This is a genomic window from Streptomyces sp. AA1529 (assembly GCF_000280905.1).
In the GTDB taxonomy this organism is placed as follows: Bacteria; Actinomycetota; Actinomycetes; order Streptomycetales; family Streptomycetaceae; genus Streptomyces.
Genome location: NZ_ALAP01000025.1, coordinates 1 through 12,921, shown reverse-complemented (window position 1 = coordinate 12,921; position 12,921 = coordinate 1). Strand labels below are relative to the sequence as shown.

Below are 12,921 nucleotides of genomic sequence, written 5' to 3'. Positions count from 1 at the left end.
TCGGCGATCTTCAGCTCGTCGGTGGTCTCCAGCAGCGGCACGATGCCGATCTCGGCCCAGCCGGCGTGCAGGTCCATCAGACCGGCCTCGCGGGCGAGGACGGCGGCGGCGAACACGTCGTCGGCGCCCTGGCACATGGAGATGATGTACGACTCGACGACCTCGGGGCCGAAGGTCTCCAGCGCCTTGCGCACGGTCTCGAAGACGCCGAGGGTCTTGGCGCCGGCCGCGTCCAGCGGCGCGGGGCTGGGGGAGAGCGGGCGGCGCGAGCGCAGCTCCTTGGCCAGCAGCCGCTGCCGGTAGTCGCGCGGCATGTCCGCGTAGCGCCAGGACTCCTCGCCGAGCCGGTCGAAGAGCTGTCCGAGCGCGTGGTGGTGCGCCTCGGCGTGCTCACGCACGTCCATCGTGGCCAGTTGGAGGCCGAAGGCGGCCATGGTGCGCATGGCGCGCTCCAGCCGGCCGTCGGCGACCAGGCCGCCGCGGTGCTCGCGCAGCGAGTCCTGGAGGAGGACGAGATCGTCCAGCAGCTCTCCGGTGCCCAGGTAGTCCCAGCCCTCGGTGTGCGGGAGCTTCTCGGCCAGCCGGGTGCGGGTGTTGAGCAGCTTCTGCCGGATGCAGGTGGCCTTGAGCCGGTAGGGCTCCTCCGCGTTGAGCCGCTTGTAGCGGGGGCTGATCTCCGGCAGCCGCGCGAGGTCTCTTTCGAGCGAGTCCAGCAGCGGCTGGGTGGCGCCGCAGTTGCGGATGGAGTTGGAGAGGGCGCCGCGCAGCTCGTCCACGTGTGCGAGTGCGTCGCCGATGCCGTGCTCGTGCTGGAGCAGCAGCACGTCCCAGGTGACCTGCGGCGTCACGTTGGGGTTGCCGTCGCGGTCGCCGCCGATCCAGGTGCCGAAGGTCAGCGGACGGGTGCCGGGCGGCAGCGGTGCGCCGGCGCGCTCCAGCTCGGCCGCCAGGTCCTCCAGCACATCGCCGACGGCGCCGCGGTGCAGCTCGTCCAGGTAGTAGATGGCGTTGCGCGCCTCGTCCGCGGGCTCGGGGCGGGCGACGCGCAGCTCGTCGGTCTGCCAGACCAGGTCGACGTTCTCGGCCAGCCGCAGATCGGTGCGGCGGCGCTCGGCCCCGCCCAGCTCCCCGTCCGACTCCTCCAGCAGCTCGGCGATCTTGCGGAGCTTGGTCAGCACCGAGCGGCGGGCCGCCTCGGTGGGGTGCGCGGTGAAGACGGGGCGTACGGAGAGGTGACGCGCGGTGTTCGCCAGGTGCGCGGGGTCGGCGTCCTTGAGCATGTCGGCGGTGCGGGCGAGCATCCCGCCGTCCGCGGCCCGGCGCTGGCGCAGTTCGCGGCCGCGGTGCACCTGCTCGGTGACGTTGGCGAGGTGGAAGTAGGTGGAGAAGGCGCGCACCAGCTTGGTGGCGGTCTCCAGGTCGGTCTCGCCCAGCAGCTCGGCGGCTTCCTCGCCGTTGCTGCGGGTGAGGGCGCGTACCCGCTCGACGAGGTCGAGGAGTTCCGCGCCCTCCTGCCGGACGAGGGTCTCGCCCAGCAGGTCGCCCAGTCTGCGGATGTCGGCCCGCAGTGCGGAGGTGGACTCGGCTGCCTCGACGCTCTCGGTGCTGTCCAGGCTCACCGCGCCGGCTGCCCGGTCGACGCGGCCGGCGGTGTCGGCGCTGCGGCCGCCCGGGGTCTCCGCGCCGGAGGGCTCCCTCGCGGAGCCGTTCCCCGCCGTCCCGGGGTCACCCGATCCGGGCGCGTTCCGGGACGGCTCGGGGGTTCGCTGGTTGCTGTCGGCGCTGCTCACAGGTGCGGCTCCCTTGCAGGGTTGCTTCCCTTGCGGGGTTGCTTCGGGCAGGTGGCGGACCGCGCTGTCCGACGGGACCAGGATAGGTCGGCCGCCGAGCGGCACAGCACTGCCGTCCGAGGGATGGGCGCAGCGGCGCGTCCCGCCCCGGCGTGCACCCCCCTTGTCCCGTGACTTACGGCTGCCATACTTACGACGCCGTAGGTTACGGAACCGTAGCCAAGCCGAGGTCCAATGAGGGACATCTATGACGACAAGCCCGGACGTGCTCGACAGTTCGCCACAGCCCGCCCCCGCCGACTCGCCGGAGGCCGCAGCGGCCTCCCCCGCCACCGGACCGCAGGCAGGCAGCGCCGCTTCCGCGGCGCCGCTGTCCGCGACGCTGGGGGGCGAGAAGCGGCGCTCGGCCGAACAGATCGCCCTGCTGCTGTTCATCACCGTTCCGTTCGTCGGCCTGGTGGCCGCGGTGCCGCTGGCCTGGGGATGGGGGGTGAGCTGGCTGGATCTGGGGCTGCTGGTCGCGATGTACTTCATCGGCTGCCACGGCATCACCATCGGCTTCCACCGCTACTTCACGCACGGTTCGTTCAAGGCGAAGCGGCCGCTGCGGATCGCGCTCGCCGTGATGGGCTCGCTCGCCGTCGAGGGCCCGCTGGTGCGCTGGGTCGCCGACCACCGCAAGCACCACAAGTTCTCCGACGCCGAGGGTGACCCGCACTCGCCGTGGCGGTACGGGGAGACGATCCCCGCGCTGATGAAGGGCCTGTGGTGGGCGCATGTCGCATGGATGTTCGACGAAGAGCAGACGTCCCAGTCCAAGTACGCGCCCGACCTGGTCAAGGACCCCGCGCTGCGCGCCGTCTCCCGGCAGTTCGTGCTGTGGACGGCCGTCTCGCTGCTGATCCCGCCGGTGATCGGCGGACTGGCCACCTGGTCGTGGCAGGGCGCGGTGACCGCGTTCTTCTGGGGCTCGCTGGTACGCGTCGCGCTGCTGCACCACGTCACGTGGTCGATCAACTCCATCTGCCACGCGGTGGGCAAGCGCCCCTTCAAGTCCCGGGACCGGTCCGGCAACGTGTGGTGGCTCGCCGTGCTCTCCTGCGGCGAGTCCTGGCACAATCTGCACCACGCCGATCCCACCTGCGCCCGGCACGGCGTCGAGCGCGGACAGATCGACTCCAGCGCCCGCATCATCCGCTGGTTCGAGAAGGCCGGCTGGGCGTACGACGTGCGCTGGCCGAAGCGCGACCGGCTGGACGCCAAGCGCGGCACCGACGGCCCGCGCCGCCGGAAGCCGGAGCAGAGCGTTCCGCAGGGCCCGGAGCAGGACCCGGCGCCGGAGGGCACCGGCGCGGACTCCCGCCGTCCGGAGCAGCCGGCCAGGGCGGCATGATGCTGTGCTGACCCAGGGGCCGTACCAGGCCCATGGGGCCCCAGCCAGCCAGCCGACAGGGAAGGCCCCTCCCGTGCCGACCGACGAGACGACGCCGCCGTCCAGCGGCAGCCCCAAGAAGCGCGCCCGCCGCCGGATGACCGGCAAGGAGCGCCGCGAGCAGTTGCTGGACATCGGCCGCACCCTCTTCGCCGATCGCGGCTTCGAGGGCACGTCCGTCGAGGAGATCGCGCACAAGGCCGGGGTGTCCAAGCCGGTGGTCTACGAGCACTTCGGCGGCAAGGAGGGGCTGTACGCGGTCGTCGTCGACCGGGAGATGCGGCGCCTGCTGGACATGGTGACCGGGGCGCTCACCGGGGGCCACCCCCGTGAGCTGCTGGAGCAGGCCGCGTTCGCGCTGCTGGACTACATCGAGCAGTACACCGACGGCTTCCGCATCCTGGTGCGGGACTCGCCGCTCCCCCAGTCCACCGGCACCTTCGCCTCGCTGATCTCCGACATCGCCACCCAGGTCGAGGACATCCTCGGGCGCGAGTTCAAGAACCGCGGCTTCGACGCCAAGCTCTCCCCGCTCTACGCCCAGGCCCTCGTCGGCATGGTGGCCCTGACGGGGCAGTGGTGGCTCAACGTCCGCAAACCGAAGAAGGCCGAGGTGGCGGCGCACCTGGTCAATCTCGCCTGGCACGGCCTCGACGGCCTGGAGCAGAAGCCCCGCCTGATAGGCCACCGCCGGTCCTGACCTCCGGCAGGCGCGGGCGGCCGTGCCGGGCCCGGCACCGGCCGGTGCCGAGGGGCCACACCGAACCGGCACCGAGCCGAACCGCCGCCGAGCCGCCCCGCGGGGAGGCCGCTCCGGCGCGGGGAGCCGCTCGGAAATCCGTTCGGGCCGCGGCGGAAGGTGTGCGAAGCTCCCTCCGCGGTGTGCCCAGAGGGGCGCACACGGGAACGTGGAGGACGGCGATGTTCGGAATACCGCTGGATGACGACGGCACCGAGCTGGGCCCGCTCGAACCGTGGCAGGCCGAGGAGTTCCTGGCCCACATCGAGCGCGGGCGGGAGTTCATCGGCCGGCACGTCGGGCTGGCGGACGCCAACCGGGATCTGGAGTCGGCCCGCGCCTTCCTCACGGCGTACGCGCAGAAGGCCGCCACCGACACCGGGCGGATCCTCGGCATCCGGACGCCGGAGGGCACGCTGGTCGGCGGGGTGCTCTTCCGCACGATGGACGTGGCGCAGGGCACCGCGGAGGCGGGCTGCTGGCTGGAGCCGGCCGCGGTGGGCCGCGGACTGGTGACCCGCGCCGTGCGGGTTCTGATCGACTGGGCGGTCGAGGAGCGCGGCATCCACCGCGTGGAGTGGCAGGTGCCCTCGGCGAACGAGCCCAGCATCGCGGTGGCCCGGCGCCTGGGCATGACGAAGGAGGGCGTGCTGCGGGAGATGTTCCGGTACCGGGGCGAGCGGACCGACATCGAGGTCTGGTCGGTCCTGGCCCCGGAGTGGCGGGCCGCCCGGGCCGGACGGGCGGCCGGGTCCGACCGCCGCGGCACCGGCCCGGAACCGGTGGACGCGGCTCCCGTCAGCGCTTGACGGGGCCGCGTCTCCGTGGTCCCGCGTCAGCGCTTGACGGCGACCACGAAGACGCGGCGGAAGGGGAACGCCGTGGTCCCGTCGGTGCCGCGCGGGTACGCCTGGCGGAGCGCCGCCGCGTACTCGGCGAGGAAGTCGTCCCGTGCGGAGGGGTCGTCGGCCAGCGCGGCCAGCACGGGACGGAGTGCGGTGCCCTTGGTCCATTCGAGTACCGGGTCGGTGCCGGTCAGCCGGTGCAGGTAGGTGGTCTCCCAGGCGTCGACGGCGCAGCCGCGGGGGCCGAGCGGGGCGAGGAGTTCCGCGTACCGGGCCGGGGTGAGCACCGGGCCGGAGCGGGTCCGGGCACCGATCCGGTCGCGCCAGCGCGCGGAGTTGCGCAGCGCGGTCAGCAGGGTGTGGCTGGGCGCGTCGAAGTTGCCGGGCACCTGGAAGGCCAGGGTGCCGCCGGACGGCAGGGCCGCGAGCCAGTCGGGGAAGGCGTGCCGGTGTCCCGGCACCCACTGGAGCGCCGCGTTGGAGAAGAGCAGCCCGAAGTGCTCGGCGGGGTCGGGGCGCCAGTGGGCGAGGTCGGCGGAGGCGAAGTCGAGGTGGCCGGGTCGGGCGTGCCGGCCGGCTTCCCGTAGCATCTCGGGGGCGTTGTCGTACCCGGTGATGTGCGCTTCGGGCCAGCGTTCGGCCAGCGGGAGGCTGGGGCCGCCGGGGCCGCAGCCGAGGTCGGCGATCCTGACGCGTGGCCGGCCCGGCAATCGCTCGGGGACCTGTGCCAGGAGATCGCGGACGGGGCGCAGCCGCGGCCCGGCGTGCCGGAGATACTGCTCGGGGTCCCACATGGCAGCAGGGTGCCCCGACCGTCTCTTGACATCAAGAGACTTCACGTCGACACAACCTCTACACTGATCCCATGGAGGACGAGGTCGACCGTTTGGTGGCAGCTTGGCGCCGGGAGCGCCCTGACCTCGACGTTGAGCCGCTCGAGGTGCTCAGCCGGGTCAGCAGACTGGCCCGGCACCTGGATCGCGCCCGGCGCATCGCCTTCTCCGAGCACGGCCTGGAGCCGTGGGAGTTCGACGTGCTGACCGCGCTGCGCCGGGCGGGCACCCCGTACCAGCTCTCCCCCGGTCAACTGCTCACCCAGACCCTGGTCACTTCGGGCACGATGACCAACCGCATCGACCGCCTCGCCAAGAAGGGACTCGTCGAACGGCTGCCCGACCCCAGTGACCGGCGCGGCGTCCTGGTCCGGCTCACCGCCGAAGGGCAGGACCGGGCCGACAGCGCCCTGGCCGGACTGCTCGACCAGGAGCGCGCCATCCTCGTCGAGCTCTCCCCCCTGCAGCGCGGCGAACTCGCGGCGCTGCTGCGGCAGCTGACGGCCCCGTTCGACAACATCCCCGGCTGACCGCACCCCCCGGCACCCTACCCCGGCGGGTACCCGGCCCGTACGATCACGCGCATGGCCATGGGCGCGCGGTTCGAGGGACGTACGGTCGTCATCTCCGGAGGCGGCCGCGGCATCGGTGCCGCGACGGCACACCGGCTGTCCGACGAGGGAGCGGCCCTGGTCCTCCTCGACAAGGAGGAGGCCGGGGCGCACCGCACCGCGCGGGAGATCACGGCCTCCGGCGGGCGGGCCGCGTTCGTCCTCGGCGACGTCACGGACGAACCGGCCTGGCAGCGCGCCGTGGAGACGGCGCACGCGGGCTTCGGCCCGGTGGACGGGCTCGTGTGCAACGCGTCGCTGCTGCACGAGGGCGCCGCCGACCGGATCTCCGTCCCCGTGTGGGAGGCCCAGCTCGGGGTGAACCTGACCGGGGCCTTCCTCGGGGTGCGCGCCTGCCTCCCGGACCTGCGCGACCAGGCCGGCGCGGTGGTGCTGACCTCCTCCGTGCAGGCCCTCGCCGGACTGCCCGGACGCCCCGCGTACGCCGCCGCCAAGGCGGGGCTGACCGGACTCGGCCGCCAGCTCGCCGCGGAGTTCGGCCCCCGGGTGCGGGTCAACTCCGTACTGCCCGGCCCGGTCATGACGCCCGCCTGGGACGGGGTCGAGGAGGGGGACCGGCGGCAGGCCGCCGGGGAGACGGTACTCGGCCGGCACGGGCGCCCCGACGAGGTCGCCGCCGCCATCGCCTTCCTGCTCTCGGCGGACGCGTCCTTCGTGACCGGCGCCGAACTGGTGGTGGACGGCGGCTGGAGCGCCGCCAGGAACGCCGAGTGAGCGACGGCGGCCGGCCGCCGCACTCCCGCTCGGCGCCCCCGGCGCGCAGAGCCGGGGCACGCGGCTCCGCAGCGCCCCTGCGTGCGGCCCGCGGTCCTCAGTCGGCGATGCCCGCGAAGGCGACCGCCCGCTCGACACGGGCCCGCACCAGATACTCGCCCGGGACGGCGTTGCGCCTGCCGTACTCGTCCGCGCGCTCGGCGCCCATGTAGCGGCTGCCGAGCCGGGTGGCCCAGGAGCGCATCAGTTCGAGGTCGTCGAGGAACTCGGCCGCCACGCACTCCAGCATCACGAAGCTGTACGGCGGCTCCTGGTCGTCCACGCAGAGCGAGAAGCGGGGGTCCCGGCGCAGGGAGCGGTACTTGAGCGAGGCGCTGTCCACCGTGAACAGCAGCCGGCCCGCGTCGTCCAGCAGGAACCACACCGGGGTGACGTGCGGGCGGCCGTCCTTGCGGGTGGTCGCCAGCTTGCCGGTGCGGGTGCCGGTCAGGACGAAGTCCTGCCACTGGGCCTCGGTCATCCGCTGCATTCTTCCGTCCTCCACAGCCGTCCGCCGGTCTCGGGTGAGCGGACGTCAGCCTAGGGCGGAGCACCGACAGCGGCCCGCCGCCGCACATCCGGCGAGCCGGGGCGAGGCGGCGCACGACCGGGTCAGCGCGCCCCCACGGGCTCCAGTTCGGCCGGTCCCACCCCGGCTCGCCGGGCCAGGGCCACCGCCTGCAGCGTGGAGTGGACGCCCAGCTTGCCCAGGACGTTCTGCATATGGGTGCGGACCGTGTGCGGCGAGAGATACAGCCGCTCGGCGACGGCCTTGCGGCCCAGGCCGGCCACCATGCACCGCAGTACCTCCCGCTCGCGCGGGGTCAGCGACTCCACGAGGCGTTCGCTCTCGGTGCGGTGCTTGCGGCTGGCCGTCAACTCCCGGAGGACGCCGGTGAGGAGGGCGGGCGGCAGGTGGGTCTCGTCCTTGAGGACGCCCCGGATCACCTGCAGGAGCCGGGAGAGGGAGCAGTCCTTGGCGACCCAGCCGCCCGCGCCCGCCTGGAGCGCCGCGGCAGCGTGCCGGGGGTCGTCGCGCTCGGCCAGGACGACGGTGCGCACCGCCGGGTAGTCGGTCCGGACGCGTGCCACCAGGGGTAACCCGCCCACGGTGGCCGCCGGGGACGGCGGGTCGGCGGAGCCACCGGAGCCACCGGAGCCGCCGGGGGCGCCGCCCGGGGCCGGCGGAGCTTCGTCCTGGGCACCGAGCGGGGTGCCGGCGGCGGGCTTCTCGCCGTTGGTCCGCGCCGTGCCCGGCCCGAGCGGACCGGCCTGGGCCGGGATCGGGACCGGAGCGGGCAGCGCGCCGTTCCCGGGCTGCGCCGATCCGTTCAGCGGTGCGCCGAGATCGGCGTCCACGAGCAGGATGTCGAACCGGCGGCCCTCGGCGGCGCCGCGCTCCAGATGGCGCAGCGCGGCCGGTCCGCTGCCCGCCGCGCCGACTTCGACGTCCTGTTCGGCCGCGAGCGCGGCGGCCAAGGACTCGGCGAAAATGCGGTGGTCGTCGACCACCAGCACGCGAATACGTTGCATGGAACCCCCTGGCAGTGCGGGCACGGCGCCCATGCGCGGGAAAACGCGCCATCGACACGGCCGCCGCCGTGTTCGCTGTCTACCCCGCCCCCGGACGTCGTACCCGGCTGACTCGCCCCCTGATCAGCACCGGCCCCCACCGGTGCTGTGCACAACGTTCAGAGTACGGGCGAGCTGTGACAACGGAAGGCAATTGACAAAAGTCGTTGTACTCGCACTCCCCCGGGGGCGCGCCAGGGCGCGTGGGGAGCGCATCCGGGCGGCCGCGCCGCACACGCGGATCCGGTCCGCGGGTCCGCCGGGCGCGGCGGTCGCCGGCCCGGGAACGCAGCCGTCTCACAGCCGGCGCGCGCCCGCGCTCGGCACCGCCTCGAACAGCTGCGGCACCGCGTGGCCCGCCGCCTCGAACGCGGCGGTCACGGCCTCCTCGACGGCGGCGCCGCGGGACTCCTCGGCCAGGACGATCGCCGAGCCGCCGAAGCCGCCGCCGGTCATCCGGGCGCCGAGCGCCCCGGCGGCGAGCGCGCTGTCCACCACCAGGTCCAGCTCCTCGCAGGAGACCCGGAAGTCGTCCCGCAGGGAGGCGTGTCCGGCGGTCAGCACCGGACCCACCGCACGCGGGTCGCCCTGTTCCAGCAGCGCGGCCACCTCCTCGACCCGCCGGTTCTCGGTGACGACGTGCCGGACACAGGCGCGCACCCCGGGGTCGGGCAGCCGGGCGAGCGCGGCGCCGAGTTCCCCGTAAGGGATGTCGCGCAGTGCCCGTACGCCGAGAGCCGCCGCGCCCGCCTCGCACGCCCGGCGGCGTTCCGCGTAGGCGCCGTCGGCCAGGGTGTGCTTGACCCGGGTGTCGACGACGAGCAGCCGCAGCCCCTCGGCGGCGAGGTCGAAGGGTATCTGCCGCCGCTGCTGCCCGCGGGTGTCCAGATGCAGCACATGGCCCTCGGTGCAGCAGGCGGAGGCCGTCTGGTCCATGATCCCGCAGGGCATGCCCACGAAGTCGTTCTCGGCCCGCTGGCACAGCCGCGCCAGCTGCTGCCGGGACAGCTCCAGCCCGTACAGCTCGGTCAGCGCGAGCCCGGTGACCACCTCCAGGGCCGCCGACGAGGAGAGCCCGGCACCGGTCGGCACGGTGCTGGTCAGGTGCACGTCGGCGCCGCCGACCGGCAGCCCCGCCTCCCGCAGCGCCCAGCCGACGCCGGCCGAATAGGCGGCCCAGCCGCCGTCGGCGCCGGGCCTCAACTCGTCCAGCCGGAGCGGCTGGGCGGCGCCGGGCACATCGGCCGAGTGCAGCCGCAGTACGCCGTCGTCGCGCCGCGCGGCGGCCGCGTGCACGGTGTGCGGGAGGGCGAGCGGCAACACGAAGCCGTCGTTGTAGTCCGTGTGTTCGCCGATGAGGTTGACCCGGCCCGGTGCCGCCCAGGCGCCCTCGGGCGCGGTGCCGTAGAGCTCCCGGAACCCGTCCCGCACGTCCCGGGTGTGCTGCCCGGTGTCGCCGCTCACGCCGTGGCCTCGGGGGCGTGCTCCCGTTCGGTGTGCCGTGCGAACCGCCAGGCGTCGGACACGATCTCCGCGAGTCCGGCGCGCCGGGGCCGCCAGCCCAGTTCCCGGTGGGCCCGCTCGGCGGAGGCGACCAGCACGGCCGGGTCGCCGCCGCGGCGCGGCGCGACCTGCTCGGTCACCTCGTGCCCGGTGACCTTGCGGACGGTCTGGACGACCTCGCGGACGGAGAATCCGCTGCCGTTGCCGAGGTTGCAGACCAGGTGCTCGCCCGTGGCGGCCCGGTCGAGGGCCAGCAGATGCGCGTCGGCGAGGTCGGCGACGTGGATGTAGTCGCGCACGCAGGTGCCGTCGGGGGTGGGGTAGTCGTCGCCGTACACCGAGATCGCCGGGCGGCGCCCCTGCGCGACCTGGAGGACCAGCGGGATCAGATGCGACTCGGGGTCGTGGCGCTCGCCGTAGGCGGTGCCGTCGGCGGCGAAGTAGGCGCCCGCGACGTTGAAGTAGCGCAGCGAGACCGCGGCCAGACCGTGTGCCCGGCACTCGCCGGCGATCATGTGGTCGACGGCCAGCTTGGACGCCCCGTAGGGGCTGGTGGGCGCCGCGGGGTCGGTCTCGGTGATCGGGGTGCGCCGGGGTTCGCCGTAGACGGCGGCGGTGGAGGAGAAGACGAGGGTGCGCACGCCCGCCGCGCGCATGGCGGCCAGCAGTTCGACGGTGCCGCCGACGTTGTTGCGCCAGTACTTCTCGGGCTGCTCGACGGATTCGCCCACCCGGGAGTGCGCGGCGAAGTGCAGGACGCCGTCGTAGGAGGGGTCCAGCACCCGGGCCGCGTCGCCCAGGCCGCCGTCGACGAACTCGGCGCCGCCGGGGACGGCCCGCGCGAAGCCGGTGTCGAGGTCGTCCAGGACGGTGACGGTGTGCCCCGCCTCCAGCAGGTGGGCCGCCACGACGCTGCCCACATATCCGGCCCCGCCGGTCACCAGGTACTTAGCCATTGCGCCTGTCCTTTGCTCGGGTCGCTTCCGCGCACACCCGGGCGCCGGGTGCGCCGGGTGCACCGCACACGAAACCACCTCTTGCTGTGCGGTTCACGACGCCACCTCGCGGAGCCGCTCGGCCGCCGTCTCCGGCGGCACGTCGTTGATGAACACGTCCATCCCGGATTCGGACCCGGCGAGGAACTTCAGCTTCCCCGGGGCCCTGCGGATGGTGAACAGCTCCAGGTGGAGGGCGAACTCCTCGCGGCTCGCGAGGCCCGCGTCCGGGCCGGTGCCGAACGGTGCCTGGTGCCAGGCGGCGATGTAGGGGGTGCGGGTCGCGGGCTCGCCGAAGAGGCGGTCGAAGCGGCGCAGCAGTTCCAGATAGATCCCGGGGAACTCGGCGCGGGCCGGCTCGCTCAGCCCGAGCAGGTCGGGCACCCGGGAGGTGGGGTGCAGGTGCACCTCGTAGGGCCAGCGGGCGGCGTGCGGGACGAAGGCGACCCAGTGCTCGCCCTCCAGGACGATCCGCTCCCCGGCGGCGCGTTCGGCGGCGACCAGGCTCTCGAAGAGGTTGCCGCCGGGGCCCGCGGCGTGTTCGGCCAGGGAACGCAGCATCCGGGCGGTCCGCGGGGTGGTGAACGGGTAGCCGTAGATCTGGCCGTGCGGGTGGGAGAGGGTCACCCCGATCTCCTCACCGCGGTTCTCGAAGCAGTAGACCTGCTCGACGCCGGGCACGTGGGACAGCTCGGCGGTGCGGTCGGTCCACACGTCCAGGACGAGGCGGGCCTGCTCCTCGTCCAGGTCGGCGAAGGAGGCGCGGTGGTCGGAGGTGAAGCTGACGACCTCGCAGCGGCCGGCGCCGGGCAGTTGCCGGAAGATCCCGGCGGGACCGTGGGCCTGCTGCGGGCCGGGCGCCCCGTGGAAGGAGGGGAAGCGGTTCTCGAAGACGGCGACGTCGTAGTCGGACTCCGGGATCTCGCTCATCCGCCCGTCGCGGGAGGGGCACAGCGGGCACTCGTCGGCCGGGGGGTGGTAGGTGCGGGCGTTGCGGTGCGCGGTGACGCCCACCCATTCGTCCAGCAGCGGATCGTGCCGGGCCTGGGCGTGGGCTTCCATGGCGGGCAGCGGGCGCCGGTCGGCGGCGGTGCGGACGGCGTCGTCGTGGAGGTCGTAGTAAACGATCTCGCGGCCGTCGGCCAGACGGCCTGAGGTCTTCTTCACCGGGTGGCTCCTCGTTCCTGGACCTCAAACATAATCACACACAAGGAACCACGAGCCAACAGAGTCTTCAACAGCGGCCGACGCCGGATCCCAGCCCCTCATCGACGGGGAACAGGGCGGACTAAGCGGGACAAAGCACCGAGGTCAACCGTCGACATTCATCACAATCAAACAAACTCCAGCAACAGGACCTTTCAAAAACTGAAACCTCGGCGGTACGTTCACGTGCGTTCCGATCGCGCAATGAAGCGAGTGACCCATGTTGCACTTGGCCGAAGGGCTACGGCTCCCCACCAACGGACTCGACTACACACTCCTCGGCATCTACTTCGCCGTCGTGCTCGGGATCGGCTTCGCCGCCCGGCGCAGTGTGAAGACCAGTCTCGACTTCTTCCTCTCCGGCCGGTCGCTCCCCGCGTGGATCACCGGCCTCGCCTTCGTGGCGGCCAACCTCGGCGCCACCGAGATCCTCGGCATGGCCGCCAACGGCGCCCAGTACGGCGTCTACACCGTGCACTGGTACTGGATCGGCGCCATCCCGGCCATGGTCTTCCTCGGCCTGGTGATGATGCCGTTCTACTACGGCTCCAAGGTCCGCTCGGTGCCCGAGTTCCTGCTGCACCGGTTCGGCCCCTCCTCCCACCTGCTCAGCTCGATCAT

Annotated in this window: 13 protein-coding genes; 6 read left to right on the top strand and 7 right to left on the bottom strand. The window is 73.4% G+C overall.

The window, feature by feature from the left end; genetic code table 11:
• On the bottom strand, positions 1–1,619 hold a 1,619-nt coding region (locus tag A949_RS32825; protein WP_037706016.1), incomplete at its 3' end, for a phosphoenolpyruvate carboxylase.
• Between the two features lie 418 nt (positions 1,620–2,037).
• Between A949_RS32825 and A949_RS0107905 the strand changes: the two genes are divergently transcribed.
• The 3 genes from A949_RS0107905 to A949_RS0107895 all read left to right on the top strand — a co-directional run bounded on the left by A949_RS0107905 (position 2,038) and on the right by A949_RS0107895 (position 4,770).
• Positions 2,038–3,183: an acyl-CoA desaturase gene (locus tag A949_RS0107905; RefSeq protein ID WP_019355466.1), complete on the top strand. Its 1,146-nt coding sequence runs from the start codon at positions 2,038–2,040 to the stop codon at positions 3,181–3,183.
• A gap of 73 nt (positions 3,184–3,256) precedes the next feature.
• Complete coding sequence (locus A949_RS0107900; RefSeq protein WP_019355465.1) at positions 3,257–3,922, top strand: TetR family transcriptional regulator; 666 nt, start codon at positions 3,257–3,259, stop codon at positions 3,920–3,922.
• A 221-nt stretch (positions 3,923–4,143) separates the two neighbouring features.
• Entirely contained in the window at positions 4,144–4,770 is a 627-nt protein-coding gene (locus tag A949_RS0107895) for a GNAT family N-acetyltransferase (protein ID WP_019355464.1), read from the top strand.
• 26 nt (positions 4,771–4,796) lie between these two features.
• Here A949_RS0107895 and A949_RS0107890 read toward each other — a convergent pair whose 3' ends face one another.
• The gene (locus tag A949_RS0107890; RefSeq protein WP_019355463.1) at positions 4,797–5,600 is read right to left on the bottom strand and encodes a trans-aconitate 2-methyltransferase; all 804 of its coding nucleotides are present in this window, start codon (positions 5,598–5,600) and stop codon (positions 4,797–4,799) included.
• Between the two features lie 71 nt (positions 5,601–5,671).
• Here A949_RS0107890 and A949_RS0107885 point away from each other — a divergent pair, with 71 nt between their 5' ends.
• Entirely contained in the window at positions 5,672–6,169 is a 498-nt protein-coding gene (locus tag A949_RS0107885; RefSeq protein ID WP_019355462.1) for a MarR family winged helix-turn-helix transcriptional regulator, read from the top strand.
• Between the two features lie 54 nt (positions 6,170–6,223).
• On the top strand, positions 6,224–6,985 hold the full coding sequence (locus tag A949_RS0107880) for an SDR family oxidoreductase (RefSeq protein ID WP_019355461.1): 762 nt from the start codon (positions 6,224–6,226) through the stop codon (positions 6,983–6,985).
• 97 nt (positions 6,986–7,082) lie between these two features.
• On the opposite strand, the gene A949_RS0107875 is transcribed toward A949_RS0107880, so the two are convergent.
• The 5 genes from A949_RS0107875 to galT all read right to left on the bottom strand — a co-directional run bounded on the left by A949_RS0107875 (position 7,083) and on the right by galT (position 12,261).
• The gene (locus tag A949_RS0107875; protein ID WP_019355460.1) at positions 7,083–7,505 is read right to left on the bottom strand and encodes a TIGR03618 family F420-dependent PPOX class oxidoreductase; all 423 of its coding nucleotides are present in this window, start codon (positions 7,503–7,505) and stop codon (positions 7,083–7,085) included.
• A 131-nt stretch (positions 7,506–7,636) separates the two neighbouring features.
• Entirely contained in the window at positions 7,637–8,557 is a 921-nt protein-coding gene (locus A949_RS0107870) for a response regulator transcription factor (protein ID WP_037706013.1), read from the bottom strand.
• Between the two features lie 336 nt (positions 8,558–8,893).
• Positions 8,894–10,060 (bottom strand): galactokinase, encoded by a 1,167-nt coding sequence (galK, locus tag A949_RS0107865; protein WP_019355458.1) that lies wholly within the window; start codon positions 10,058–10,060, stop codon positions 8,894–8,896.
• Positions 10,057–11,055 (bottom strand): UDP-glucose 4-epimerase GalE, encoded by a 999-nt coding sequence (gene galE / locus A949_RS0107860; protein ID WP_019355457.1) that lies wholly within the window; start codon positions 11,053–11,055, stop codon positions 10,057–10,059. The genes galK and galE overlap by 4 nt, the downstream gene beginning before the upstream one ends.
• 93 nt (positions 11,056–11,148) lie before the next feature.
• Positions 11,149–12,261 (bottom strand): galactose-1-phosphate uridylyltransferase, encoded by a 1,113-nt coding sequence (gene galT / locus A949_RS0107855; protein ID WP_019355456.1) that lies wholly within the window; start codon positions 12,259–12,261, stop codon positions 11,149–11,151.
• A gap of 259 nt (positions 12,262–12,520) precedes the next feature.
• Here galT and A949_RS32820 point away from each other — a divergent pair.
• Positions 12,521–12,921, top strand: a 401-nt coding sequence (locus A949_RS32820) for a sodium:solute symporter family transporter (protein WP_037706012.1), incomplete at its 3' end; no start/stop codon positions are given.

Coding starts and splice junctions, on each gene's coding strand:
- A949_RS0107880 (WP_019355461.1), top strand. CDS start 6,224: ATGGCCATGGGCGCGCGGTTCGAGGGACGTACGGTCGTCATCTCCGGA.
- A949_RS0107870 (WP_037706013.1), bottom strand. CDS start 8,557: ATGCAACGTATTCGCGTGCTGGTGGTCGACGACCACCGCATTTTCGCC.
- A949_RS0107895 (WP_019355464.1), top strand. CDS start 4,144: ATGTTCGGAATACCGCTGGATGACGACGGCACCGAGCTGGGCCCGCTC.
- A949_RS0107885 (WP_019355462.1), top strand. CDS start 5,672: ATGGAGGACGAGGTCGACCGTTTGGTGGCAGCTTGGCGCCGGGAGCGC.
- A949_RS0107890 (WP_019355463.1), bottom strand. CDS start 5,600: ATGTGGGACCCCGAGCAGTATCTCCGGCACGCCGGGCCGCGGCTGCGC.
- galE (WP_019355457.1), bottom strand. CDS start 11,055: ATGGCTAAGTACCTGGTGACCGGCGGGGCCGGATATGTGGGCAGCGTC.
- A949_RS0107875 (WP_019355460.1), bottom strand. CDS start 7,505: ATGACCGAGGCCCAGTGGCAGGACTTCGTCCTGACCGGCACCCGCACC.
- A949_RS0107905 (WP_019355466.1), top strand. CDS start 2,038: ATGACGACAAGCCCGGACGTGCTCGACAGTTCGCCACAGCCCGCCCCC.